The organism is Geomonas paludis, assembly GCF_014193585.1.
Lineage (GTDB): Bacteria > Desulfobacterota > Desulfuromonadia > Geobacterales > Geobacteraceae > Geomonas > Geomonas paludis.
The window spans coordinates 1-25,087 of sequence record NZ_BLXY01000022.1 but is presented as its reverse complement, the minus strand read 5'-3'; the positions used below and the strand labels follow the sequence as shown (position 1 = coordinate 25,087).

At 58.8% G+C, this 25,087-nt stretch carries 29 protein-coding genes and 1 other RNA gene; 12 read left to right on the top strand and 18 right to left on the bottom strand.

Going from position 1 to position 25,087, the window contains the following annotated elements:
* Positions 1-247: 247 nt before the first annotated feature.
* The 8 genes from H7687_RS21325 to H7687_RS21290 all read right to left on the bottom strand — a co-directional run bounded on the left by H7687_RS21325 (position 248) and on the right by H7687_RS21290 (position 6,473).
* Entirely contained in the window at positions 248-502 is a 255-nt protein-coding gene (locus H7687_RS21325; RefSeq protein WP_183351218.1) for a hypothetical protein, read from the bottom strand.
* 130 nt (positions 503-632) lie between these two features.
* Positions 633-1,457 (bottom strand): hypothetical protein, encoded by an 825-nt coding sequence (locus tag H7687_RS21320; protein ID WP_183351216.1) that lies wholly within the window; start codon positions 1,455-1,457, stop codon positions 633-635.
* Between the two features lie 228 nt (positions 1,458-1,685).
* Positions 1,686-2,117 carry a hypothetical protein gene (locus H7687_RS21315; RefSeq protein ID WP_183351214.1) on the bottom strand — a complete coding sequence of 144 codons (432 nt, stop codon included), beginning with the start codon at positions 2,115-2,117 and terminating at the stop codon, positions 1,686-1,688.
* 274 nt (positions 2,118-2,391) lie between these two features.
* On the bottom strand, positions 2,392-3,174 hold the full coding sequence (locus tag H7687_RS21310; protein WP_183351212.1) for a hypothetical protein: 783 nt from the start codon (positions 3,172-3,174) through the stop codon (positions 2,392-2,394).
* 36 nt (positions 3,175-3,210) lie between these two features.
* On the bottom strand, positions 3,211-3,522 hold the full coding sequence (locus H7687_RS21305) for a nucleotidyltransferase domain-containing protein (protein WP_246405058.1): 312 nt from the start codon (positions 3,520-3,522) through the stop codon (positions 3,211-3,213).
* A 3-nt stretch (positions 3,523-3,525) separates the two neighbouring features.
* Positions 3,526-3,939, bottom strand: coding sequence for a nucleotidyltransferase substrate binding protein (locus H7687_RS21300; protein WP_183351210.1), 414 nt, complete (start codon positions 3,937-3,939; stop codon positions 3,526-3,528).
* A gap of 188 nt (positions 3,940-4,127) precedes the next feature.
* Positions 4,128-5,465: a chloride channel protein gene (locus H7687_RS21295; protein WP_183351208.1), complete on the bottom strand. Its 1,338-nt coding sequence runs from the start codon at positions 5,463-5,465 to the stop codon at positions 4,128-4,130.
* Positions 5,466-5,555: 90 nt separating this feature from the next.
* Positions 5,556-6,473, bottom strand: a complete 918-nt coding sequence (locus H7687_RS21290; RefSeq protein WP_183351206.1) for a DMT family transporter — start codon at positions 6,471-6,473, stop codon at positions 5,556-5,558.
* A gap of 164 nt (positions 6,474-6,637) precedes the next feature.
* Here H7687_RS21290 and H7687_RS21285 point away from each other — a divergent pair, with 164 nt between their 5' ends.
* The 7 genes from H7687_RS21285 to H7687_RS21255 are packed head-to-tail and all read left to right on the top strand — an operon-like array spanning position 6,638 to position 10,653.
* Positions 6,638-6,976, top strand: coding sequence for an ArsR/SmtB family transcription factor (locus H7687_RS21285; RefSeq protein ID WP_183351204.1), 339 nt, complete (start codon positions 6,638-6,640; stop codon positions 6,974-6,976).
* A gap of 58 nt (positions 6,977-7,034) precedes the next feature.
* Complete coding sequence (gene arsB / locus H7687_RS21280; RefSeq protein WP_183351202.1) at positions 7,035-8,093, top strand: ACR3 family arsenite efflux transporter; 1,059 nt, start codon at positions 7,035-7,037, stop codon at positions 8,091-8,093.
* A gap of 37 nt (positions 8,094-8,130) precedes the next feature.
* Positions 8,131-8,391 carry a carboxymuconolactone decarboxylase family protein gene (locus H7687_RS21275; RefSeq protein WP_183351200.1) on the top strand — a complete coding sequence of 87 codons (261 nt, stop codon included), beginning with the start codon at positions 8,131-8,133 and terminating at the stop codon, positions 8,389-8,391.
* Between the two features lie 12 nt (positions 8,392-8,403).
* Positions 8,404-9,351: a permease gene (locus H7687_RS21270; RefSeq protein WP_183351198.1), complete on the top strand. Its 948-nt coding sequence runs from the start codon at positions 8,404-8,406 to the stop codon at positions 9,349-9,351.
* Positions 9,352-9,365: 14 nt separating this feature from the next.
* Positions 9,366-9,596: a thioredoxin family protein gene (locus H7687_RS21265; RefSeq protein ID WP_183351196.1), complete on the top strand. Its 231-nt coding sequence runs from the start codon at positions 9,366-9,368 to the stop codon at positions 9,594-9,596.
* Positions 9,593-9,970: a thioredoxin family protein gene (locus H7687_RS21260; protein WP_183351194.1), complete on the top strand. Its 378-nt coding sequence runs from the start codon at positions 9,593-9,595 to the stop codon at positions 9,968-9,970. Before H7687_RS21265 ends, H7687_RS21260 begins: the two co-directional genes overlap by 4 nt.
* Entirely contained in the window at positions 9,967-10,653 is a 687-nt protein-coding gene (locus tag H7687_RS21255) for a cytochrome c biogenesis CcdA family protein (protein WP_183351192.1), read from the top strand. The genes H7687_RS21260 and H7687_RS21255 overlap by 4 nt, the downstream gene beginning before the upstream one ends.
* 75 nt (positions 10,654-10,728) lie before the next feature.
* Here the strand turns inward: H7687_RS21255 and H7687_RS21250 are convergent, their stop codons facing one another.
* The 3 genes from H7687_RS21250 to smpB all read right to left on the bottom strand — a co-directional run bounded on the left by H7687_RS21250 (position 10,729) and on the right by smpB (position 12,221).
* Complete coding sequence (locus H7687_RS21250; RefSeq protein WP_183351190.1) at positions 10,729-10,968, bottom strand: GIY-YIG nuclease family protein; 240 nt, start codon at positions 10,966-10,968, stop codon at positions 10,729-10,731.
* A gap of 255 nt (positions 10,969-11,223) precedes the next feature.
* Positions 11,224-11,574: a transfer-messenger RNA gene (gene ssrA, locus H7687_RS21245) on the bottom strand.
* Between the two features lie 173 nt (positions 11,575-11,747).
* Positions 11,748-12,221: an SsrA-binding protein SmpB gene (gene smpB, locus H7687_RS21240; RefSeq protein ID WP_183351188.1), complete on the bottom strand. Its 474-nt coding sequence runs from the start codon at positions 12,219-12,221 to the stop codon at positions 11,748-11,750.
* Between the two features lie 106 nt (positions 12,222-12,327).
* Here smpB and H7687_RS21235 point away from each other — a divergent pair, with 106 nt between their 5' ends.
* Together H7687_RS21235 and H7687_RS21230 are read left to right on the top strand one after the other, a co-directional pair.
* Positions 12,328-12,468, top strand: coding sequence for a hypothetical protein (locus tag H7687_RS21235; RefSeq protein WP_183351186.1), 141 nt, complete (start codon positions 12,328-12,330; stop codon positions 12,466-12,468).
* 86 nt (positions 12,469-12,554) lie between these two features.
* The gene (locus tag H7687_RS21230) at positions 12,555-14,945 is read left to right on the top strand and encodes an ATP-binding protein (RefSeq protein ID WP_183351184.1); all 2,391 of its coding nucleotides are present in this window, start codon (positions 12,555-12,557) and stop codon (positions 14,943-14,945) included.
* Positions 14,946-14,958: 13 nt separating this feature from the next.
* On the opposite strand, the gene H7687_RS21225 is transcribed toward H7687_RS21230, so the two are convergent.
* From H7687_RS21225 to H7687_RS21195, 7 genes are all read right to left on the bottom strand, one after another.
* Positions 14,959-16,200, bottom strand: coding sequence for an amidohydrolase family protein (locus H7687_RS21225; RefSeq protein WP_183351181.1), 1,242 nt, complete (start codon positions 16,198-16,200; stop codon positions 14,959-14,961).
* Between the two features lie 311 nt (positions 16,201-16,511).
* The gene (panD, locus tag H7687_RS21220) at positions 16,512-16,916 is read right to left on the bottom strand and encodes an aspartate 1-decarboxylase (RefSeq protein ID WP_183351179.1); all 405 of its coding nucleotides are present in this window, start codon (positions 16,914-16,916) and stop codon (positions 16,512-16,514) included.
* A 4-nt stretch (positions 16,917-16,920) separates the two neighbouring features.
* A complete protein-coding gene (panC, locus tag H7687_RS21215) occupies positions 16,921-17,760 on the bottom strand; it encodes a pantoate--beta-alanine ligase (protein WP_183351178.1) in 840 nt (279 codons plus the stop codon).
* Entirely contained in the window at positions 17,757-18,560 is an 804-nt protein-coding gene (panB, locus tag H7687_RS21210; RefSeq protein WP_183351176.1) for a 3-methyl-2-oxobutanoate hydroxymethyltransferase, read from the bottom strand. Before panB ends, panC begins: the two co-directional genes overlap by 4 nt.
* A gap of 678 nt (positions 18,561-19,238) precedes the next feature.
* Positions 19,239-21,230 carry a methyl-accepting chemotaxis protein gene (locus tag H7687_RS21205; protein ID WP_183351174.1) on the bottom strand — a complete coding sequence of 664 codons (1,992 nt, stop codon included), beginning with the start codon at positions 21,228-21,230 and terminating at the stop codon, positions 19,239-19,241.
* A gap of 99 nt (positions 21,231-21,329) precedes the next feature.
* Complete coding sequence (locus H7687_RS21200) at positions 21,330-22,412, bottom strand: 6-phosphofructokinase (protein WP_183351172.1); 1,083 nt, start codon at positions 22,410-22,412, stop codon at positions 21,330-21,332.
* A gap of 339 nt (positions 22,413-22,751) precedes the next feature.
* The gene (locus tag H7687_RS21195) at positions 22,752-23,408 is read right to left on the bottom strand and encodes a peroxiredoxin-like family protein (RefSeq protein ID WP_183351170.1); all 657 of its coding nucleotides are present in this window, start codon (positions 23,406-23,408) and stop codon (positions 22,752-22,754) included.
* Between the two features lie 210 nt (positions 23,409-23,618).
* Here H7687_RS21195 and H7687_RS21190 point away from each other — a divergent pair, with 210 nt between their 5' ends.
* The 3 genes from H7687_RS21190 (at position 23,619) to H7687_RS21180 (ending at position 24,931) form a co-directional block, all read left to right on the top strand.
* The gene (locus H7687_RS21190) at positions 23,619-23,855 is read left to right on the top strand and encodes a hypothetical protein (RefSeq protein WP_183351168.1); all 237 of its coding nucleotides are present in this window, start codon (positions 23,619-23,621) and stop codon (positions 23,853-23,855) included.
* 65 nt (positions 23,856-23,920) lie between these two features.
* Complete coding sequence (locus tag H7687_RS21185) at positions 23,921-24,379, top strand: iron-sulfur cluster-binding oxidoreductase (RefSeq protein WP_183351166.1); 459 nt, start codon at positions 23,921-23,923, stop codon at positions 24,377-24,379.
* A gap of 3 nt (positions 24,380-24,382) precedes the next feature.
* Positions 24,383-24,931 (top strand): hemerythrin domain-containing protein, encoded by a 549-nt coding sequence (locus tag H7687_RS21180; protein ID WP_183351163.1) that lies wholly within the window; start codon positions 24,383-24,385, stop codon positions 24,929-24,931.
* The last annotated feature ends 156 nt before the right edge of the window (positions 24,932-25,087 follow it).

The following is a 25,087-nucleotide window of genomic DNA, read 5'->3' as shown; positions in this document are numbered from 1 at the left end:
AGGTAACTCGTATAGGCGAGCTTTTTAGCCAAGGTTTCCTGGGGTTGCCTTTATCGGTTTATCCTCGGCTCTACAGGCTTTCCCCGGCTAGCGGCTCTTACAGGTCACCAACTTAGACCCACTCAATCGGATTTTACCCTCTTTATTCCAACATCAGAACCAAGCTCAGGAAACTTATTCATGGACACGGCAGCAATCTTTGTCACTTTTGAAATTCGAGCAACGAAGTTTAGCCGGTGGATTGGTCTCAAGGCTTCAGGTTCTCTTTTGGGGCAAATTGCGTCGGGCTTTGAAGATTGAATCTCACCGGCCGCTTTTTTCGAGCTTTCAAAGCCACTGCCCCCTTGTCTCCTTTACGCCTTTTCTCTGTCAACATCTTCTTGATTCGCCTAAAATAGCGTAGTGTTTTCTCAACTGTCATCACCAATCTGCAACCAGCCGCGGCCAGTATGGCGGTGTGACTAAGAAGGTCCACAAACTGCAGTTGGTCACGGAAATCCATAATCCCTCCCTCAAAATAATTATTTGAGTTGAGGATAGCAGTTGCAGGCCCCTAGGAGGAGTGCGTCCGTTGCAGAGTAGCTATACTACCAGTTAAAGAGTATGTACTTTCTGTCAAAGAGTACATATTATTAAATTTTATTAAGGTGTCTTCTTATAACCTGTGGGGTAAGATTGATTTTTGCAATTGGCCCTATTAACAGTGACGCAGCATTTTTAGATATTTCTGGTCGATTTGCTTTTATTTCGTAGTAGGTGTTGAGTATTCTTTCGTGCAACGCCTTACTTTCGACCTCCTTTGTTGTCCTTGCTTTAGCAGTTGCCTGCTTTTTAACCTCACAATGTACTACCTCAGTAAAACTACTCATTATACGTGGTGTTTTATAACCATGCGAAAAATGAAATACGATCAACGTGGACACAGTAGCGTTTGACACATAGAGTAAACTTTCTAAGGCTTCTCTGTGATTGGCAGCGAATAATGACTTGGTACTGTCATCCATTGTTGGTTTGACATCATTGTATATATGCCCTAACAGCTTAAGGACATTAAAAATATGATTGGTGATTTTACAAATAATATCTTGAGAAGCTGTAAAAATTGAAGAAGAATTATTTTTAGATGTATACGAATCAATATATTCACTTAGATGTGGCAATAAGTATTCAGGTAATTCTTTTAGTAGCTCAGGAGGCGATTTTGCTAGTTTGGAACAAATATCCTTTTGTTCTGTGAGTACCTCTGATAGTGAATTTAATAAATTAGTAACCTCTAGCAGTAAAGTTAAGGTGTCGGCTCTACTTTTATTTTTCTTCTTCCTAATTTTTTGTTGTAGGAGTACCAATTTCCTTAGTAAATGTTCCCATTTTTCAAGGACATTATCGTCCTCTCCTGAACTTGCAAGAAGAACGGACTCCAAAAGACTCTTACCTAAATCATCTAATTCAGCTTCCATTTCCACTCCTCACCGTCATTTATAAACTCGTCGCAACTATTTAATCCTCAAGCGCTTCTATCAGCTCGGGGGACAGAGGGACGCCCATGAAAATATGCGTTTCTCTGCCGCCTCCTCCACCCGGTGCGTCCGTTTCTAACCGTCATGAGGGCCCAAGGGGAGAGTATAAGAATAAGGTTTCATCCCCCAAGTACGGTTTCCGTCCTCCAACTCCAGCTGCCACATCTTTTAGGGCAGCGTCCACTCAAAACTCTGCAGCCAGTCCACACCCCCGTCACCGCCGTCGGACCCCTTATACTTGTAGGTGAACTTCAATTGCATGCCTGGTTCCACTTCAATCGGAAGCTTGACGCTGAAGGGAAAGATTTCATCCATTCTGATTTGGCGCGGGATGACGAAGCAGACGTTGCGGGCTCTTGTTTGGCCTGCGGCATCGACTGCTGCGATCCAGATTTCGATCCCTTCCATGAAGGCATAGCGGAGATTTTTCCCTACCCCCTCGACAACCGTCTCCATTCCCGCCTGCTTGATCTCCCAGGCCAACTCCATGTCGAACTGCGCATAATGATGCGGCAGGGACTTCAAACGTTCGCTGTTCACATCGCTGTGCATTGCGCTCCCACTGAAGACGGTCGACAGAAACTGCCAAAGCTTTCCCATTGCCAGTACCTCTACGGTCAGGGCGACATCGCCTTACTCTTAGCGAGCACCGCCAGACTGTCTCCGTTGCATCTGCCCACCGTCTCTGTGAGTTTTAAACAGAGGTCTTTAACCGGTCAAAGAAACTAGCAGATTTCTAATACACACGCAATCAGTGATTTCGGATGTTTGTACTATTTCTGATGAAAAGGGATGGTGGGTGACAAGGCGGAATAATGCGGGATAAAGGGCGATGGAGGGAGTGGGACAGGGACGTGCAGCAGACGGAGCGAGCTCACATTACTCCGAGGATCCACCCCTCAACTTGGGCAACGTGGTATTGCCCCGGCAGCAGATGCGGCTTTAGATATCTCCCCAAGCTGCCATCGAGATCGACATCGCGCAGCCAGGCGGCGGCTGCATAAGCGTCCTGCTGATCGCGGGTGCGGCCTTCACACGGATAGATCTTACTCCAGAGCGAGGGGTAAATCTCAACCAGTGCGGACTTGCCCGGAGGTATCTCCCAACCGTCAAAGGGCCAGAAGTGAACACGCTCTCCCAATTGCTGCCGTAAATAGCGCAGCCAGGGAAGCCCTGCATGGCTCGATTTCGCCACCGATCCGGGTACATCAAAGTGAAAGACTGATTTGGCCCCACACCGCTCCTCTGTAATCCGCCGCCAACGGGGGTTGCCGCCACGAGCGGCGCCATTGCCGTGTAACCCATCGCGGATGAAGTCCACATACATGTATTCCTCGTCGGTCGGCCAGTGGTGGTGAAAGTCTTCCAGAAAGGCGAGCCAATACGGCTCTAGGTGATGGATCTCGAAATACCTGAGAGGGAATGAGAAGTTGTGGTCGATGCCGACGATGGTGGGGACATCCTCAGACAGGCGGGCGAGGAGCCATTGTGCGATGCCGCGACGGGTCCAGTACTTGCGCGGGCTCGGAGGCGGCCCTACCTCAACCGGAAGGAAATCTCCGGTGGCCATGTAAATCCGAAGGCCGCTCAGGCTGTCATCTGGGGTTTGAGCACCGGAATAGTCGATGCCGATATAACGATGAAAGGCAGGGGTCATAGTGATGTGGCCTCGGGGTAAATCTGGCATGTGAACTCAGTTCCTGCGGTAGAAAACTATGCCGACCCGCTGAATATGGGCGAGCAGTTCGGCGTTATCTATAGCGGTCAGCACGGAAAGGTCTATCTTGTACGGCAAAAGCAGGTCATCGAGCTCATTTTCGACCTTAAGTTGCAGGGCGTGAGTCACCCCCTCCCCCACCATAGTCAGGTCAATATCGGAACCGTTTCTGTGCCTTCCCATTGCTCGGGAACCATACAGTATGACCTCTTCTATCTCGGGATAACGCGAGAAGACGGAACGGATCTTTTCAATGGTGGCCTCTTTCAGCCCGGAGTCAGACAGCACCGCTTAACGCCCCTCCTCAACCAGAGACTCCATTTTTTCTCTCAGTGCTATGAACAGCGGGTAGTACCTTGCAAGGATGTTACGCATGATCTCGTCCGCGGTCTCCTCATTGTAGGTATGGGAGGTCCTGTTACGATCGGCGTACATTTCCATCCACCCATCGCCGTCAACGATGAGGCCGGTACTGAAGGCTTCCCTGATAGCATCCCTGGAACCGTAAATGGAGTTGCTGCCCCTGCTGGCGAGAAAGTCCTTGATGACGTTCCAACCAAGTTCATAGGTGTACTCAAACGCCTTGATAAGGCCTTGTTCCTCAAGTTCATTCAGCTCTCCTTTGGCAACGAACTTGGTCAACTGAGACAAGGCTTTCTTATAGTTGGCAAGGCGCTGTTGCCAGCGGATATCTGAAGTGTCCATTTCATCCCTCGTAAAAAGCTTACCTGAAGCCACGCCTGCTAAACGTTCCTATTCTGCAGCGTGAGTTGAACGGAAATCTATCAGATTCCTAATCCGCGAGCAACCACTTATGTAGCAGAGGAATGGCGGTATTTGACCTTGTTTCGTGAAAGGTAGGAGGGGCTTCCAAAATCAAGCATAACATCCGGTTACCCCTTCCGATTCTTACTGGCAAGGAAACGGTACAGCGGGACCGGCATGAAGACCTTGCCGATCCTGCGGGAAAGATATGCCGCCAGCAGGAAGGGAATGATGAGGGTGTGCTCGTCGGTCATCTCCATGATGATTATCACCGCGGTGAGCGGGGCCTGGATGGCCCCCGAAAAGAAGCCGACCATGCCGAGCAGTCCGCACACCTTGAAGTTCTGCAAATGAAGTAGCTTGGCGACGGTGAACCCGAAACCGGCCCCAATGGATAGACAGGGAGAAAAGATGCCGCCTGCCATTCCGGAAAGATAGGAAATGACCGTGGTCACGAACTTCGCTATCCCCAGCCCCACCGGCCACTGCTCGATGGAGGAACTCTCGAGGAAACTGCGGGTGACTTCGTAGCCCGATCCGGCAGAGACTCCGTCGGTCAACAAGCCAACTGCAGCACAGATAATGCCGCAGTAGAGCGCCCTCTTCCACGGTTGGGGAGGGAGACCGAACAGTTCCGGGAAGGCGAGCAGCCGGGCGAATGCGCCCCCCATGATCCCTCCGACGACGCCGAAAATCAGCGTCTCCGGGACCAGCAAGTTGGGGGTAAGCGTGACTGCAGGATGACCGAAGTAGAGGTAGTTGCCGGCTATGGCCATCGCGGCGATACCGGAAAGGATGACGGCGAGCATCACCATTTCCCGGAAACGCCCGAACGCTCCCTCGGTCACTTCCTCCAGCGCAAAAGCAATACCGGCGAGAGGCGCATTGAACGCGGCCGCGACGCCCGCCGCGGCCCCCGCAGTGAGGAAGGTCTGGAAATCAACCTGGGGCAGCACCCTGCGTGTCATGCGCCCGAAAAAAGCAAAGACGGAGGCTGAAATCTGGACGGTGGGACCCTCGCGCCCAATGGACGCTCCGGCAATGATGCCGACGCAACTGGATATCACCTTTACCACTGCCGTGCGCAGCGAGACCAGCGGGCTGTGCCACGGCGGTTCCTGCTTGTCATCCCCGTGCGCCCGGTCTATCGCTTCCAGCACCTGGGGGATGCCGCTGCCGCGTGCCTCGGGTCCAAACTTGTGAACGATCAGCGTCGCAGCGACGAACAGCAGCGGGGTAGCCGCGGTCATGAGGTAGGGATGGCCGTGAAACAGGGAGAAAAATAAAGCCTGTGAAGCGGTGATGAGACGTGCAAAGAGAACGGCAGCACATCCGACCAGAAGTGCCGCCGTCCAGATGGTGACCTGCATGAAGCTCTTCTCGCGCAGCTTCTGCAGGTAGCGCAGGTAGCGTTTCGATTCAAGGGGCTCCTGCTCCCCTACCCCCTCATGCCCTTCCTCGTCCATTGTCAAAACCTTCCTATTCCAAAATGAAAGCGGCGAAGCATCCCACGATACCAGCCGTCAATGCTTAATGCAAATGGTACGAAATCCGTTTCACGCCGCCTTGGCGCTGCTCCGCAACTGGATGACGAGGTTGCAGAGCTCGGAGCAGAGGATGCCGGCTAGCATGAGGGTGCAGCCCACGAGCCCGCGCACTCCCAATACCTCGCCGAGGAAGAACCAGCCCCAGATGGCGGCGAAGACGCCCTCGGCGCTCAGGATCACCGCGGTGTGCGCGGGATGGGCATCGCGCTGGGCCACCACCTGCATGGTGTAGGCAAAGCCAACGGAGATGAGTCCGCCGTAGAGGATGGGACGCCAGGCGGCGCAGACCGAGGCAAGGGTCATGGATTCGAAGATGAACGCGGTGATCAGGCTCAGGATCGAGCAGACCGCGAACTGCAGGGCGGACAGCTTGAAGGGGTCCAGGCGCGGCGAGAGCCAGCCGATCAGGAGCACGTGCCCCGCCCAGAACACGGCGCCGATCAGTTCCAAGAGGTCGCCGATGCCGATGGTGAAGCGGTCGGTAACGCTTAAAAAGAAAAGGCCGGCGGCAGCAAGAACGGCGCCGAGCCAGGTGCCGATAGTGGGGCGCTGTCCCCAGAACATGCCCAGCAAGGGAACGAGGACGACGTAAAGTCCGGTGATGAAACCGGCGTTCCCCGCCGTGGTGTAGGCAATGCCGACCTGCTGCAGCGAAGCGCCCATGAAGAGCGCGCCCCCGGCCATCAGCCCGCCGTGCAGCAGCGCCCGGGAGCTGGCCGGCGGCAGGCTGCCGTGATACGGTGCCTGCCGGCGCCGGTTCAGATACACCAGGGGGAGCAGGGAGAGACTCCCCAGCGCGAAACGGATGCCGTTGTAGGAAAAAGGCCCGAGGAAATCGAGTCCCTTGCGCTGCGCGACAAACCCGCCGCCCCAGATGGCGGCGATGAGAAGGAGTAGAAGATCGGACTTGATGGTTTTGGCCTGCATGCTGTTCCTTGGATGGAAAGTGATGTCGCGCGGCGCCGCCGCGGCCGACTAGTTTTCCTTCTTTTATTCAGAAAGTCAAGGGGCTGGAGGCGCTGACGTGGTCCTAGCCGGTCAGCTTGTCATTTATATCTTGACACATCCGCACATCCGGATATATTCGCCTTATGAAAAAGACCGTACAGTACTTCAGAGCCTTGGCGGATGAAACCCGTCTCCGCATATTGGCACTCCTTCTCAGTTCAGGGGAACTCTGCGTCTGCGACGTCACCGCGACCCTGCAGCTTCCGCAGTCGACGGTATCGAGGCACCTTTCCTATCTGAAAAACGCCGGATGGGTCAACGACCGCAGGGAAGGGGTCTGGATCTTTTACACCGTCGCCACGGATGACGACATGAAGCGTCAACTCGCCGAAGTGCTCAGAGAGCGTCTGGCTGACATCGCCGTGGTAGGGGAAGACATCAAGCGGCTTGCTTCCTTTTCCGAAGGTTCTCACTGCGCCTGATTTTTTTTGCCATAACATATCCGCCCATTCGGATGGAAAGAACCGTACAGGAGTTCCCATGTCTACCGGCGTTTCCAAGAAGCTATCGTTCCTCGACCGCTACCTCACCCTCTGGATCTTCCTTGCCATGCTCGTTGGCGTGGCGGTGGGATTCCTGGTCCCGGGTGTCGAGGGATTCATCAACTCCTTCCAGGTCGGCACCACGAACCTGCCCATTGCCGCCGGTCTCATCCTGATGATGTACCCCCCCTTCGCCAAGGTGAAGTACGAGGAGATGCCGGAGGTGTTTCAGAACAAGCGCGTCCTGGGGCTCTCCCTGGTGCAGAACTGGCTGATAGGGCCGGTCCTCATGTTCATCCTGGCCGTGGTGTTCCTCCCGGACAAGCCGGAATACATGGTGGGGCTGATCATGATCGGGCTGGCCCGCTGCATCGCCATGGTCATCGTGTGGAACGAACTGGCGAAAGGAAGCACGGAATACGCCGCAGGCCTCGTCGCCTTCAACAGCATCTTCCAGGTGCTCTTCTACAGCGTCTATGCCTGGTTCTTCATCACGGTGCTCCCCCCGCTCCTGGGTCTCTCCGGTAGCGTGGTCGATGTCAGCATCGAGCAGATCGCGAATAGCGTCTTCATATACCTGGGCATTCCCTGTATCGCCGGTGCGGTCACGAGGCTCATCGGCGTCAAGATCATGGGCAAGGAGCGGTACCACCGGGACTTCGTGCCCAGGATAGGGCCGGTCACCCTGGTTGCGCTTCTTTTCACCATCGTCGTCATGTTCAGCCTGAAGGGGAGCCTGATCGTCCAACTCCCGCTGGACGTGGTCCGCATTGCGGTCCCGCTCCTCGTTTACTTCATCTTCATGTTCCTGGTGTCCTTCTGGATGGGGAAGAGGCTCGGAGCCGACTACTCGAATACCACGACCCTGGCCTTCACCGCCGCCAGCAACAACTTCGAACTGGCGATAGCGGTCGCCGTGGCAGTTTTCGGCCTCAATTCGGGCGCCGCGTTCGCCGCCGTCATCGGCCCCCTGGTGGAGGTGCCGGTGATGATCGCCCTGGTCAACGTGGCATTCTGGTTCCAGCGCCGCTACTTTGCGCTGGCCGGTGAGGTTTAGGAACTGTGCCATTCTGAATAACATAAAGGAGGGGATCATGAAGCTTGATGACCGCATCAAGGAGTTGATCGCAATAGGAGCTTCCATCACTGCGAACTGTCAGCCTTGTCTTGACTATCACACCGAGAAAGCCAGGGAGTACGGCGCCGACGACCAGGACATCCATGAAGCAATCCAGATCGGCAAAACGGTAAGAAGAGGTGCCGCGGCAAAGATGGATAAGTATGCAGCCAGCTTCAATGTGCCGGACGTGAACCACGAAGGCACCGGTAACGGCTGCGGCTGCTCTTTGTCCTGACAGGAGCCTTTGATGCTGAAAACCTTTGCCGACTACTTCGCTTTCCAGGTCATCGGACTTGACGCGAAGAGCCGACTCGGCGAGGCCGTCGACTTCTTCGTTTACGATACCGTCAAGATCTTCCTGCTGCTGACTACTATCGTCTATGTCGTCGCGGTGATCCGCTCCTATTTTTCGCCGGAGCGTACGCGGCGCATCCTGTCCCACAACCGCGAGTATATTGGTAACGTGCTCGCGGCGCTCCTGGGAATTGTGACTCCTTTTTGCTCCTGCTCGGCCGTTCCCTTGTTCATCGGTTTCGTCGAGTCAGGGATCCCGCTCGGGGTCACCTTTTCCTTCCTGATCTCCTCTCCCATGGTGAACGAGGTCGCCCTCATCATGCTCTGGGGGCTCTTCGGCTGGAAGATCGCGCTCACCTATGTCGGCTCCGGCGTCGTGGTGGCAATCCTGGCCGGCATGGCCATCGGCAGGCTGCACATGGAGCGGTACGTCCAGGACTATGTCTGGGAAATGAAGGTGGGGGCAGCCGAGATTCAGGAACAGAGCTTCAGGGAAAAGCACCAGTATGCCAGCGGCTACACGAAGGAACTTCTGAAGAAGATCTGGCCCTACGTCGTGGTCGGGATTGGTCTCGGGGCATTCATTCACGGCTACGCCCCCGAGGACCTGCTGGTCCGCTACGCGGGGCGAGAAAACCCCCTCGCGGTGCAGCTGGCAGTCCTGATCGGAGTGCCGCTCTACAGCAATGCGGCAGGGATCGTTCCCGTAGTCCAGGCCTTGATGGGAAAGGGACTCCCCATCGGCACGGTGCTCGCCTTCATGATGGCGGTGACCGCCCTTTCCTTCCCGGAGGCCGTCATCCTGAAGAACGTCCTGAAGACGAGGCTTCTCGCCACCTTTTTCGGAATAGTCGCAGCCGCGATCATCATTGTCGGCTATATGTTCAATACCTTCCTTTAGAAAGGAGAAAGAGCATGAAAATTGAGGTCCTGGGTACCGGGTGTGCCAAATGCAAGACGCTGTACGAGAACACGAAGAAAGCGGTCGAGGAGAGCGGCACCGCTGCGGAGGTGCTGAAGGTCGAAGACATCCCCTCCATCATGAGGTACGGGGTCATGAGCACTCCCGCGCTGGTGATAGACGGCCAGGTGAAGTTCTCCGGCAAGGTGGCGTCGGTAGTGGAAATCATGGGGCTGCTGTCATGATGCGACTGCTCGCGGCCACCTTGCTGCTGTTCGCCCTCCCCGCCCATGCCGAGCTTCCCTCCGCCTCCAACGCGGCTATCCGCCAGGCGCTCGCCTCCGGCAAGCCGACCGTGATCGACCTGGGGGCGCGCACCTGCATCCCCTGCAAGAAAATGGCGCCGATCCTGGAGAACCTGGGGGCGGAATACCGTGGGCGGGCATCGGTGCTTTTTATTGATGTACATGCCGACAATGCCGCTGCCGAACGCTTCAAGGTGCAGATGATTCCGACCCAGGTGTTCTTCGATGCCAAGGGGCGCGAGGTGAAAAGACATGTCGGGGCAATGGAGAAAGCGGACCTCGTCAGGGAGCTTAAGGCGCTGGGGGTAAGGTGACCTTCCTCGACAACGCAGAGCAGATCATCGCCGCTTATCCCCTGATCGCCTTCGGGGTAGTCTTCCTGGCCGGGGTGCTGTCCTCTGCTTCCCCGTGCGTCTTGGCGACCATTCCCCTGGTGGTCGGATTCGTCGGCGGGTACGCCGACGGTGACCGGGGGCGCGCCTTCCGGTATTCTCTAGCATTCGTGCTGGGTCTGTCGCTGACCTTCACCGCCTTCGGCGCCGCCGCCGGTCTCTTCGGCACCATGTTCGGGACGCTCGGGGGATGGTGGTACCTTGCCGCGGGGGCGGTGGCGCTTGCCATGGGGGGGCAACTCCTGGGGCTCTACCAGATCAGCCTCTTTCCGAAAATTGATTACCGGCCGAGGCGCGGAGGGGTGCTGGGAGCATTTTTGCTGGGTCTCTTCTTCGGAGTGGTTTCATCGCCCTGCGCGACGCCGGTCCTGGTGGTTCTGGTCACGGTGGTGGCCACGAAGGGGGACCTTCTCTACGGCATGGCGCTCCTGTTCACCTACGCCATGGGCCATTGCCTGCTCATGCTGGTGGCAGGAACCTGCACGGGTTTCGTGGATGCCTTCATAAAGGCGAAGGGGATCGTTGCTTTCGCCGCCAACACGAAACGTGGAGCGGGGGCGCTGGTCGCCGCGGTGGGAATCTTCTTGCTTTTGAAAGCCTTTTAGGTTCGGCATCACGGCTGGCAGTTCGGCAGAACCGGCCAAGGAAATCGAGGGGGACCGGCAGGGGCGTCGCGGGAATCAGAAGTGCTTTTTCCTGAAGGCTCGGCCGGAACCGGTTTTCAGGTACTTCTCGAAGGCGGCGGCCTTGGCTTCGTCGAGGAAGGCGTGGTAGGTGAGGATTTTCCAGGGGCGGTACTTGGAGGTGTGGGGGGATTGGCCGGCGTTGTGGGAGGCGAGGCGCGCGTCGACGTCGGAGGTGAGGCCAATGTAGTGTTGGTTTGGATGGGGGATGCTTTGGAGGTAGTAGACGTATTTCATGGGGGCCTCCGCTGGTGGGGTGGTGAAAGTTTACTGCAGTGGCTGGAAAATCAAAGGCGCCGGGCGTAACGACACGCCCGGATGTAATAAAGGAAAGAATTCGACACGGCCGGTGGCCGGAAGATAAGCGGGATAAAGGCGGGAGGCCCACCTTCGTTAAACGCCTGGCAGAGCCAGGCAACTACGGTGGGCAACCTCCGCAAAAGACAAGGCTCCGGTCGGCTCGCTAGAGCCAACCGGAGCCTTGGCGGAGGTTGGTGGAGGTGGCGGGAATCGAACCCGCGTCCGAGAATCGTACACATAAGGCGTCTACATGCTTATACCTGTTTTTGCTTTAGCCGCTCGGGACTCCACAGGCCGGGATTCCCGATTGCCGATTCCGCTAAATTTCGCCGCAGGGCCACGGACTCTCCCTGAAACTATCCCACTGAATGACGTTCTATCCTTCCACGTGGGAGATGGTAGGTAGAACGTTAGCAGGTTATTAAGCTGCTAAAGCGTAGTCGTAATTGTCGGCGTCTAATTCGCCCCGGATTGTTTAACGAGCCACCCGGACCTCGGCATGCAACCTTAGCTTCTTACCCCCGTCGAAACCTTTACACCCCCTTAAAACCGAAAAAACGTTCAACGTTCAACGTTCCATGTTAACTGCGATCACCTGCTAAAGTTCCCCTGCGTTTGTCTGATTGCTGAACTCAGCGGCGTCCCGTGCTGTCACGAAGCCAGTGCCATTCAGGTCGAGCTCAATCGAACGTTGAACGTCGAACGTTGAACGACCGTTAGTCCCTGTCCCTGGAGCCGCGGTTTCTTTCCTTCAGCCCCTGGACGATGTCGCGCTGCATGTCTTTTTGCTTCATGACTTCACGCTTGTCGTAGTTCTTCTTGCCCTTGGCCAGCCCCAGCTCGGTCTTGACCTTGCCGTCCTTGAAGTAAACCCTGAGCGGTATCAGGGTGTATCCCTGCTCCCGGATCTTGGAAAAGAGCTTCACGATCTCTTTCTTGTGCAACAACAACTTGCGCATCCGGTCGGGATCGTGGTTCTCCCGGTTGCCGAAGTCGTACGGGTTGATGTGAAAGTTGTGCAGGAAGGCTTCACCGTTCTTCACCATGGCAAAGGAGTCGTTGAGGTTGGCCTTGCCGTTACGAAGGGACTTGACCTCGGTCCCCTGCAACACCATGCCTGCCTCGTAGCGCTCCTCGATGAAGTAATCGTGGAATGCCTTCTTGTTGTTGCAGATCAGCTTCTCACCCATAAGCGGACATCATATCAGATTAGCCTGCAAATGGACAGGGGGAAAAACCGGTGAAAAAATTGATGCCGGGAACGGACAGTACCTGAGACGGCAGCGAGGAACAGTCATGGAACAGCTGGAAAAGTATTTCAGCCTGCGTTCCGACACCATGTTCAGTCACGGCATTTGCCCGGACTGTGTCGGCGAGCAGCGGTATATCTTCCGGGAGACGGCCGCGTCACACCAGGACATCACCAATTCCCCCTAAACCTGCAGCAGCTACCTGCCGAATAGATCCTATACAGTGACAACCATCCCGGCACAGAGATCATCTCAGCCCAGGCGGTGACATAGATGTTTTCCCGACTCTTCACAACCAGGCGCTACGTTCTGTCTTTATGCTTCACCTGGGTGCTCCTTATCGCCGTATCGCTGACCTGGTTCTACGTACAGTACCGAAACAAACTCAACGAGATAGCCACAGCCCAGGCGCGCATCGCCTTCGAAAAGGACCTGCTGTACCGCAAGTGGGCGTCCCAGCATGGCGGCGTCTACGTCCCCGTCACCCCGAGAACCCAGCCCAACCCGTACCTGGCCCACATCCCGGAGCGGGACATCAAGTCCCCCTCGGGCATGGATCTCACCCTTATCAACCCCGCCTACATGACCCGCCAGGTCTTCGAACTGGCGCAGACCGAAAAACAGATCGCCAAGGGGCACATCACCAGCCTGAACCCGATCCGGGGCGAAAACGCCCCGGACCCGTGGGAGCGCAAGGCGCTGCAAGCCTTTGAACAGGGCACGCAGGAGGTGAGCGAGGTGGTGACGCAGGACGGCCACAGCTATGTCAGACTGATGCGCCCCTTCAAGGTCGAGACCTCCTGTCTCAAGTGCCATGCCGCCCAAGGCTACCAACAGGGCGACATCCGTGGCGGCATCAGCGTCACCGTACCGCTGACAGTCTTCTCGGCGGGCACCGACCGCGTGCTCGCCAGCACCGCGGCCACCCTGCTGCTGATCGGCGCCGCGGGCATCATCCTGATCCTGGTGGGGGCGAGAAAAATCTCGCAAAGCTCAACCCGCCTGGAGCAAACCAACGCCGAGCTTCTGAGCGAGGTGAGCGAACGCGAGATCGCCCAGGAGCAGCTCCGGGAGCAGACGGTCCTTCTGGAGGAGGAGGTCGCCGAACGCCAGGCCCTCCAGGAGGAGGCGGTGACGCACCAGAGGAAGCTGCAACTGATCATGGATTCCACCCATGCCGCCATCTACGGCATAGACACCTCTGGGAGATGCACCTTCGCCAACAGGACCTGCCTGGAACTCACCACCTACGACAGTTTGGACGATCTGCTCGGCAAGAACATGCACGACATGATCCACCACACCCTTCCCAGCGGCATCCCGGCACCGGTGGAGCACTGCAACATCTACCGCGCCTTCAACGAAGGAGAAGGGTGCACCAGGCGCGACGAGGTGTTCTGGCGCAAGGACGGCACCTCGTTCCCGGTGGAATACTCCTCCTATCCCATCGTGAACAACGGGGTGATCGAAGGCGCCGTGGTCAGCTTTGTCGATCTCACCGAGCGCATCGCTCTCGAGGCGCAGCTGCGCCAGGCCCAGAAGATGGAGGCCGTGGGGCAACTGGCCGGGGGAGTCGCGCACGACTTCAACAACGTGCTGCAGGTGATCAGCGGTTACGGGAGCATCCTGAAGCTGGATGAAAGGCTCGACGAGCGGCAGCAACAGGAAGTAGACCAGATCCTCTCCGCTGCGGAGCGGGCGGCACAGCTGACCAGGGGACTGCTGGCTTTCAGCCGCAAGCAGGTAATCACCCTGGCGCCGGTGAACCTCAACGACGTGGTGGAAAGCGTGCGCAAGTTCCTGGTGCGCATCATCGGCGAGGACATCCAGCTAAAGACGACGCCCAGTGCGGGGACCCTGTACATCATGGCGGACCTCGGGCAGCTGGAGCAGGTGCTGATCAACCTGGCGACCAACGCCAGGGACGCCATGCCCAGGGGCGGGGTGCTGGCCATCGAAACGGGAACCCAGGAGGTGGAATCGCCGCTGGACCAGGAATCGGGAGAAAACAGACCGGGGCACTACGCGGTGCTGACCGTCGCCGACACCGGCTGCGGCATGGATGGGGAGACCTGTAAGAGGATCTTCGAGCCCTTCTACACCACCAAGGAGGTCAGCAAGGGAACGGGGCTCGGCATGGCCATAGTGTACGGCATCGTGAAGCAGCACAACGGTTTCATCAACGTCTACAGCGAACCCGACCAAGGCACCACCTTCAGGATCTACCTCCCGCTCTACCACTCCGACGCGGTCCCGGAAAGTGACGCCGCAAAGCAGGCCGCACCGCCGCGGGGAGGGAACGAGACGATCCTGCTCGCGGAGGATGACGACGGGGTGCGCAACCTGGTGCTGTCCGTGCTGACGCGCTTCGGCTACCGCGTCATCCAGGCGGTGGACGGCCAGGACGCCGTGGAGAAGTACCTGGCACACCGGGACGAGATCGACATGATACTGATGGACCTGATCATGCCGCGCAAAAGCGGCAAGGAAGCCTACGACGAGATCGCCAGCCAGGCCCCCGGGACCAAGGTGCTGTATGCCAGCGGCTATACTGCAGATTTCATCAAGAGGCGGGGGGGGGCCGAGGAGGGGATCGACCTGATCATGAAGCCGATCCAGCCGATAGAACTATTGCGGACGGTACGGGAAGTCCTGGACGCGTAACAGGCCGACTCTTTTACTGCAGAGGGACCCCGGCAAGATAAACCTGTTCCAGGCGCCCCTTGGCCAGCACGGTCGCCTCGATGCCGGCGCCGGCGTCGACGTTGCAGCCGCCAAGGACCTGGAAATCGGCGCGCTTGCCCGTTTGCAGCGATCCGGTGTCGGCGTCGATGCGCAGGGCGCGGGCGCCGTCCAGCGTGGCCATGGCGAGCAGTTCCTGGCTGCTGAAGACGCCGGAGGCGATCTGCTGGAGGAAATGGAGCTCGTCCCACAGGGAAAGGGAATCGTTGCTGGCCAGCGAGTCGGTGCCGACGGCCAGTTGCAGCCCCGCTTCCTTCAACAGCTTGTGCGGGGCACAGCCGACGAAGAGTCGGTCGTTGCTGCGCGGGCAGAGCACGACGCTCACGCCGCGCTCCTTGAGGATGGCGACGTCGTTGGGGGTGACGTGGACCGCGTGCACCGCCAGGGTGGAGGAGTCCAGCACGCCCAGCCCGTCGAGGTAGCGGGTCGAGGTGGTGCGCATCGGGTGCGGCAGGTACGGCTCCCAATGCGCCATGGGATAGAGCAGTTCGGCGATGTCGCCGGTGCTGTCGTGCATGAAGGCGGCTTCGGCGGCCGTCTCCGAGAGATGCACCGCCTTGGGCGCGCCCAGTTTCACGGCAAGATCCTGCAGGCAGCGGAACAGTTGCGCGGAAACGGTGTGGGGCGTGTGCGGGGAAACACCCGGAAGCAGCCCACCCTGCAAGTTCGCCAGCGTCGCTTCCATGCGCGCCACCACGGTGTCGCACAACAGGGGATCGTGCCCGATCGCCTCCAGGAACAGCCGGCCGGTCAGCGCGGTATCCCGGTACAGGGGTACCAGGGCAGGATCGGAAAGAATGTCCCCCACGGCGGTGGTGCCTGATTGCACACAAAGCCGCATCCCTTCCCGCGCCGAATGTTCCAGTTCTCCCGGCTCCAGGGACCGCTTTATCTTCACCACCTGCTGGATCCATTCCACGTAGCGCTTGGGGAGGTAGTCGAGGTCCTTTCTCACTTTCCAGGCCGGGAAATGGGTAAGCTCGAGATGGGTGTGCGCGTTGACCATGCCGGGCATGATCACCGATTCGTGCAGGTCGACGACCGGTGCGGGGAACTGGGCACGCAGCTCGTGAACCTTGCCGACCGCGACGATGCGCCCCTCCTTGACGGCCAGGGCTCCGCCTTCTATGGGGGGAGAGGAGATGGGGAGCAGGTAGGAAGCGGCGTAGATTTTCATTTCGTAACCCCCAAAAGCGTTAACACCCAAAAAAGCATTAACCACAGAGGAGCAGAGGAACACGGAGGGATAAGCGCCCCTGCTGTCCACAGATGCAGTGTAACAGGTAGAGGAAGGTAAGGCGAGAGGGACGCGAGGCGAAGCAGAGGCAAATCCCCCCTGTCCCCCCTTTGTCAAGGGGGAACCTACGTTCACCTGCAGCGCTTCGTGGCAAGACATCGCATGTCGCCCGCCTTCCCGATCAATATAAAAAAGGACGCTGACGAATTTTTCTTTCCATCAGCGTCCTCTTTTTACCTGTCAGCGCGCGGCTAGTTTTTCCAGTGCACGCTCTTCAGGGTGGCCTGGCCGGCGGCTTCCTTGCGGGTGGGGAGCATCTTGTTCTTCTCGTCGACGAAGACCAGCTTGGGCTCGTGGGCGATGGCCTCGGCATTCTCCATGTTCACGAAGCTGGCGATGATGACCAGGTCCTGCGGTGCTACCAGCCGCGCCGCGGCGCCGTTGATGCAGATCACGCCGGAACCGCGTTCGCCCTCGATGGCATAGGTCTCGAAACGGCTGCCGTTGGTGACGTCCCAGATGCAGACGGCCTCGTACGGAATGATGTCGGCCGCTTCCATGAGGTCGAGATCGATGGTGATGCTCCCCTCGTAGTGCAGGTCGGCACCGGTGACGGTGGCGCGGTGAATCTTGCTCTTCAGCATCTTCCTGTCCATATCCTTATTCCTCCCCTAGTACACAGTTGTCAATTAACCTTACCGAGCCGACCCGCACGGCCAGTGCGAGCAGCGTCCTCTCATCTGCTGTCTGCAACGGAAGCAGGGTGTCCTGATCCCTGAACTCAAGATAATCGAGCTGCGCGGCGCTCTCCCGCTCGATCACGGCCAGCGCCTGCTGCCTCAACACGGCGACGCTTTTCTCACCGCCCCGGAATGCGTCACGGGCGGCGGCGATGGCGCGGGAGAGGCACAGGGCGGGCTCGCGCTCTTCCGCGCTGAGCCGGGCGTTGCGGGAACTGAGCGCCAGGCCGTCGGCCTCGCGCACGATGGGCATCCCCACGATCTCGACGTCGAAGTTGAAGTCCTGCACCATGCGCCGGATCACGGCGAGCTGCTGGAAGTCCTTCTTGCCGAAAATGGCGACGGCCGGCATCACGATGTTGAAGAGTTTGGCGACCACGGTGGTCACGCCGCGGAAATGCCCGGGACGGCTCGCGCCGCAGAGCTCGGTGGTGAGCCCTTCCACGTTCAGGTAGCTCTGGTAGCCGGCCGGGTACATGTCCGAGGCCTTGGGCGCGAAAATCACGTCCACACCGGCCGCAGCGGCGATCTTCCGGTCCCGCTCGAAATCGCGGGGATAGCTGTCCAGGTCCTCGTTGACGCCGAACTGGGTCGGGTTGACGAAGATGCTGACCACGACGGTCCTGGCGCGCTGACGCGCCTCCACCATGAGGGACGCGTGCCCCTCGTGCAGGTAGCCCATGGTGGGCACCAGGGCGACCTCGCCCCGCCTTTGCCGCGCGAACTGCTGCATCTCGGCAACGGATTCGATGACTATCATTTGAAACAATGCCTCTCTTCGGGGAATGTGCCGCCCTTGACGTCGGCGATGTAGTTGGCGACGGCCTCGCCGATGATCGGCGCCAGCTCGGCGTAACGCTTGACGAACTTGGGGGAGTACTTGCTGCACAGCCCCAGGATGTCGTGGATCACCAGCACCTGCCCGTCGCAGTGAGGACCGGCGCCGATGCCGATGGTGGGAATGGTGAGCTCGGCGGTAATGCGCTGGGCAAGCCCCATGGGGATCCCTTCCAGCACGATGGCGAAAGCGCCGGCCGCCTCGACCGCGCGGGCGTCCTCGACGAGTTTCTCCGCCTGCGCGTCACCCTTGCCCTGAACCTTGTAGCCGCCCATGCGGTGCAGCGACTGGGGGGTGAGACCGATGTGTCCCATGACGGGGATGTCCATGGCGGTGATGGCGGCGATGGTTTCGGCGACGTTGACGCCCCCTTCGATCTTTACCGCGGCGGCGCCCCCCTCCTTCACCAGCAGCCCCGCGTTGAGACGGGCGCTCTTCAAGTCGGTCTGGTAGGAGAGAAAGGGCATGTCGGCCACCACGAACGCCTTGGGGCGCGCGCGCATCACGGCCCGGGTGTGGTAGATCATGTCTTCCATGGTGACCGGAAGCGTGTTGTCGAAACCGGCGACCACGACGCCGACAGAGTCCCCGACCAGGATCATGTCGATGCCGGCGGCGTCGATGACGCCGGTCATCGGGAAGTCGTAGCTGGTCAGGACCGTTATCTTTTCCCCTTCCGCTTTCATCCTGTGAAAGTCGAGAACGGTTTTGGCTTTGTGCATTGTTTCTTCGGCTCCTGTGTGGTGGCGGTCGGAAAAGCCTGGGCGAATGATTATTCGCCCCTACAGCGGGGATCGACGCAGGCGCGCTGCCCTCACCCCTGCCCCTCTCCCGGAGGGCGAGGGGGAATCGTATACGAGTAAACAGAACGAAGTGCTAGAATTTTCCGGTGACCGGGCTTGCGTTCTGCTTAAGATCCCGACACCGCCTTTCGGGCAAAAAAAAGCGCCTCCGGTTAGGAAGACGCTGTATAAAGGAGAGCGCGCACATAATTATGGTGCGGTTCTGCTCAGCTTATCGCTTCCCGTACCGGTTCCTCGCGAAATCCAGGCGGTATGTACGTGCTGTCGGCGCTCTTGGCGGCTCCACTTATCTATAGCGGGCCAAACGCCGTTAGAAACTAACACAACCATTACAACAAAGTCCAGACTTTTCTCAAAACCAGGAGCAAAGGCAAAAGCAGAAGCAGTTACGCGAAGTACGCTGAGTATCCGCGAAGAGCACTAAGACAATCGCTTAACGGGAAAAACCAAACCTGCCGGTTCTCTTTGCGACCATCGCGCATGCTCGGCGTTCTTTGCGTAACCGCTTTAGGTTAACCCCAAAGTCTCTCTTTCCGTTCTCAGCGGATTCTTGGCATCTGTGCGTAACGGCTTTAAAAGCATTTGCGCCGGGCTTTACTACTCGGCGCTCGCCCTGATCTGCTCGAGCTCCTTGACCACCTGGCCGCTTTCCTGCTGGCGCTGCTCGATGCCGTCGAAGATCGCCTCCGCCATCCTGGTGACGTAGTCGATGCTCCCCTTGATCTCGCCGCTGTCCACGCTCTGCCGCCCGGCCGCGGTGACCATGTCGTGGGTCATCTCCTTTACGTCCTCCAGGGCGCGCGCTACCGCCTTGGTCGCCTGCCCCTGCTCCTTGGAGGCTTTGAACACCTGCAGGGTCATGGCGCTCACGTCCTCGATGGATCGGGTCACCAGCTGCACGCTGGTCGCCTGCTCCTCGGTGGCGAGCTTGATCTGCTCGGTCATGTCCAGCGCCTTCTGCGAACTGTCGAGGATGCTCCCCAGGGAGGCGCCGGTCTGCTGCCCCAGCTTGACCCCCTTCTTGACCAGTTCCTTGGTGCTGGTCACGTTGTCCGACGCGGTGCGGGACTCGGACATGATCTCCTCGATGATGCCGGTGATCTCGCCGGTGGACAGGCCGGTCTGCAGCGACAGGTTCCTGATCTCGTCGGCGACGACGCCGAAGCTCTTGCCGTACTCGCCGGCCTGCGCCGCGATGATGGAGGCATTCAAAGCCAGGAGGTTGGTCCTCTTGGTGATGTCGTTGATGACGCTGACGAACCCTTCGATCCTGCCGCTGTTGGCGCTCAGGCGCTTGATCCCCTCGTAGGAGAGATCGACGGAGCGCTGGATCTCGGCGAGAGCGGACACCGTGTCCTGGACGATGCGCGTCCCCTGCTCGGCGTGTTCCTTGACCCGGCTGGAGAGGCTGTGGGAATGGGCGGTGTTCTTCTCGACCTGGCGCAGGGTCGAGGTGATCTGTTCCATGGCGGATACGGACTTGTACACCGAGTCGGAGAGCGCGTCCATGTTCTGGGTGATCTGGTCGGTGGCCACCGAGATCTGGGCGGCGGAACCGCTGGCGCTGTCCACGGACTCCATGACGCCGTGGCTGGCGGCATCTATCTTGATGGCGCCCCCGGAAAGGGACTCGGCCGCGGTCATCAGGCGGTACAGATTGGAGGAGAAATTGTCCCTCTTCTGCGACAGGTCGGAGAAGGTCCTGCCCAGTTCCAGGGTAAGCCGGTCGATCGACTGCAAAAGGCTGATGCGCATCAGCGCCGCGGCGGCCTGGTCGGCGAAAAGGCGGATGGTGTCGACGTCGGTATCGTTGAGGGCGCGGTGGCTCTTCTTGTTGTCCAGGCCGAAGACCCCGATGGTCTCACCCTTGAGGATGATGGGGCAGAGGATGAAGGTGGAGGAGCGCAGGGGCTCGATGCTGTCGTAGGGGGACTGCAGCAGGTACTCGGCGGGATACTTGGAGATGTCTTCCACGAAGAAAACCTGCTTCTCGACGAAGCTCTTGTAGATCACGCCGGAGCGGAGGTCAAGCGGAACGGTGACCTCGGGCCCGACCGTGCTGTCGTTGCCGGCACTGGCGGCGAAGTACAGGTTCTTACGCTCGGCGTCGGCCATGAGGACGTTGACCCGCTCGTAGCCCAGCACCTCGTGCAACCCCTCCACGCAGAGAGCCAGTACGTCATCGCTGCGCACCGCCTTCTGGATGCGGCTGTTGATCTTGTGGAAGTTCTTGATGTTGTTGTCGAGGACCTTGTAGCGGTTCTCGAAGAGCTTCTTCTGTCCGTCGACTTCCTGGACCAACTGGTCCAGCCTTTCGCCCTTTTGATGCAGTTCGTCTATGGCCCTGCCGATGAAGAAGCCGACCACGGCGAGCACCACCGCGGTGCCCCCGCCCATGTAGGCGTAGAGCGCCATGCCTTGCGCGCTGTGGGTCATTTCGGAGAAGATCTGTGCGGAGAGGGGGAGGTTGGGGTCAGAGAACATCAACAGACGCAGGATTATCCATCCCAGGGGGGCCATGGCCCCGAGTAAAAAGCCGGCAAGCGCGTACGACTGGCTCCTGTTGGCTCCGGCGATCGGGTTCTTCATAGGTAAACCACCTCGTTGCGTTCTGTGCCGCGGGGAGCGGCCGGAGAAATTTTCCGCAGTCTAGTTCAGAGATTAGGCAAAGTCAACCATATCCTTAACCTACCTGCCGAGCATGATCCCCAGTGCCTCCGCATGGCGCACCATCTCCCCGGATGGATCGATGAGGTTGAGGCTGCGCACGGCGTCCTCGATGGAAACCGAGGTGATGTGCCGCCCCTTGAGGCAGACCATCTGGCCGAAAGCGCCCGCCTCCACCAGTTCCACCGCTTTCACCCCGAACCTGCTGCCGATGCAGCGGTCGAAGGTTGAGGGAGTACCGCCGCGCTGCAGGTGGCCGAGCACGGTGACGCGGATGTCCATCTCCAGCACGCCCCCCAGTTCCCGGGAGAGCGCTTCCCCTACCCCGCCCAGTCTTTCCACCACCGATTTGCCGCCGGCCGCCTCCTTGAGGACCCGGTTGCCTCCCTTAGGATAGGCCCCTTCCGCTACCACGACCACGCTGAAGCGCCGGCCGCGCTTGCAGCGCGCGATGATGGCGTCGCGGATGCGGTCGATGTCGTAGGGGATCTCGGGGATGAGGATGACGTCGGCGCCGCCGGCGATACCGGACTCGAGGGCGATCCACCCCGCGTAGCGTCCCATCACCTCGAGCACCATGACCCGGTGGTGGCTTTCCGCGGTGGAGTGGAGTTTGTCCAGGGCGTCGGTGGCGGTCTCGAGGGCGGTGTTGTAGCCGAAGGTGACGTCGGTTTCCAGCAGGTCGTTGTCGATGGTCTTGGGCACCCCGACGATGGGGACGCCGCGCCGCATCATCTCCTGGGCGATCTTGAGGGAGCCGTCGCCGCCGACGACGATGAGCGCGGTGAGGCCCAGCTGGAGTATCCGGGAGCGGACCTCGTCGGATACGTCGACCAGTTCCACCTTCCCCTCGCGCATGATGGGGAAGGCGAAGGGGTTGCCGCGGTTGGAGGTGCCGAGGATGGTGCCGCCGCGCGGCAGGATGCCGCGCACCTCCTCGAGTCCGAGAGGGCGGCACTTTTCCGGGTGGAGAAAGCCGTCGAAGCCGTCCTCGATGCCGACCACCTCCCAGCCGCGTCCGACCGCCGACTTAACCACACCCCTGATCACCGCGTTCAGGCCGGGGCAGTCCCCGCCGCCGGTCAAAATCCCTATCTTGGCCATCTGTATCCCCCCTATCGAAAGTCAAAAGCTGATTGGTAACGCAAAGACGCAAGGACGCAAAGCAGACAGAACGTCAAAACCTGAATCTGAAAAGCTTTAACGCAAAGGCGCAGGGACGCTAAGACGCAAAGCTGAAGACTGTGAAGGAAAAACTGAAACCCTTAAAGATGTTTGAAGGTTTTCTTTGCGGCTTTGCGGCTTTGCGTTAAATCACGCTCTAGGTTCTATCAACGCAAAGAGGCAGAGGCGCCACGACGCTAAGTGGAAAGATGGGACCTAAAACTCGAACCAAAATTTAAAAGGTTTTTCTCTGCGCCTCGGCGGCTTTGCGCCTTTGCGTTAAAGCTTTTGCTTTTCAGCCTTAAGCGCATCGAGGATGGCTTGGGGCTCCAAGCGGTTCCTGGGATCGCTGTCGGCATAGCTGGTTAGGATCCTGCCGTCCCGCCCGACGACGAAGGTGCCGGGCATGGGGAGCTCCCAAGACTCATCGGCATTGAACTCGGGGAGGTTTACTCCTAACTCCTTGTAGAGACCCTGGACCCATTCCGGGAGCCGGTACACCAGTCCGTAACTGCGCGCCACCACGTTGCCCAGGTCGCTCAACACCTCGTACTGCAAAAAATTCTTCAAAAGCGTCGCCTGCGACTTGTCCGGGCTCTGCGGCGATATCGCCATCAGGGATGCGCCGCTTTCCAGTATCTGCGGGAGGATCTTCTGGTAGGCCCTCAACTGAAGGCTGCAGTAGGGTCACCAGATGCCCCGGTAAAAGGTGACCACGGCGGGACCGTGCGCCAGCGCATCGGCCAGCGCCACCGGAATCCCCACCGCGTTGGGCAGGACGAAGTCGGGAGCGGCGTCCCCCGCCGCGGGAACCCTCGCGGTGATCACCTTCTGCGCGATCTCGGCATAGGCGAGTTCCAGTTGCGCCTTCACCTCCGGGGCGAGTGCCTTCCCCTGCTCCAATCGTTCGATCTGAGATCTGAGGTCCAGTTCCATTGCGCACCTCCGAATTTTTCCCCGCGACGACCACTTTCCGGCCGCCGCGCCAGCGTTCCATTCTACGCGGATTCGGCAAAACGTCAATATTTCTCCGCAATTCCGGGTTTCAGGCACAGATGCAGACAATTCTATATTTTTGACGCAGGTCATAAACAATTTGGAGCGGGAGGGGTATTGTCAGATCATCAAGAACACGGGAGGAAGCAGATGGAATTCAAAAACGGCTTGGGCGATACGGCGATTCAAAACGTGATGGCAACTCACCCTGAGATCGGGGAGATCCTGAACCGCTACGAGATCGGATGCGTCACCTGCAAGGTCGGCATCTGCCTCCTGAAGGATGTGGTCTCCATCCACGGGCTGTCGCAGGAGCAGGAGGCGGCGGTGGAAAAAGAAATAAATGACTATTTGGATGCAAAAGAGGAAAATCGCAGGGTCGCCTAGAATGATCGAAACGGCACACGCCACAACCAATAACGAAGACAACCATATAAAAAGGGAGAAGTAACATGGCACATGCAGGATGCGGCTGCCCCGGCAGCATGGCAAGGGTTATCGAGAGGAACGAGGCAACCGAGAAAGAGAACACCGTGAAGGCGGCTTCCGAACTGCGGCAGTGGCCGGTGCAGTTGCACCTGGTCCCGCCGACTGCCCCGTGGTTCCAGGACAGCGAGATTTTGATCGCCGCCGACTGCGTAGCCTTCGCGCTGGGGAGCTTCCACAGCGACCTCTTGAAAGGCAAAGCGCTGGCGATCGCCTGCCCCAAGCTCGATGACAGCACCCCGTACGTGGAGAAACTGGCCCGGATCTTCAGCGAGAACAACGTGAAGAGCATCACCGTCGCCATCATGGAAGTCCCCTGCTGCCGCGGCCTCGACATGATGGTGCGCCAGGCGCTGGCACAGTCGGGCAAGGAGATCCCGCTGGAAACCGCCATCATCGGCATCAACGGCGAGAGGAGAAACTAGGTCATGAAACAGGACATCACCCAGAGGCTCAAGGACGAGCACCAGTTGATCCTGCGCATGCTCGCCCTTTTGGAAAGAAACGCACGGCTCACCGAGGAAGGAAGCTTCAAGGATTACCAGTTCTACCTGGACGGTGTGGACTTCATCAGGAACTACGCCGACCGTTTCCACCATGCCAAGGAGGAGGATGTCCTGTTCGAAGCGCTGGTGGCCAACGGCATGCCCCGGGAGAACAGCCCGGTGGCGGCCATGCTGATGGAGCACGACCTGGGTCGCGCCTACGTGAAGGGGATGGAAGAGGCGGCGACCAGGGCGCTCAACGGCGAAGCTGGCCAGGAAGAGGCCATCGTCGCCAACGCCAGGGGCTACCTGGACCTGTTGCGCGATCACATCGCCAAGGAGGATGACATCCTCTACCCGCTTGCCGAGCGGATCCTGCCCGAAGGGGTCCGGCGCGGCATCACCGAGGGGTACCAGAAGGCGGAGGAGAAGTCCGCGGCGGGGTTCGAGGAGCACTACCGGCAGGTGGTGGAGAAGTACGAGAAGGGCTAAAACAGGTTCTACGTTCTATGTTCTAGGTGTTGAGTGCCACGACATCGTGGACAGATTTTGATGCCAGGACATCGTGGACACTCGTTCCCTCAACGTAATTTGTAGTCGAATTCCTCGACCTGGATTCGGTCTTGGAAAACTTTCAGTTTCTGCTCT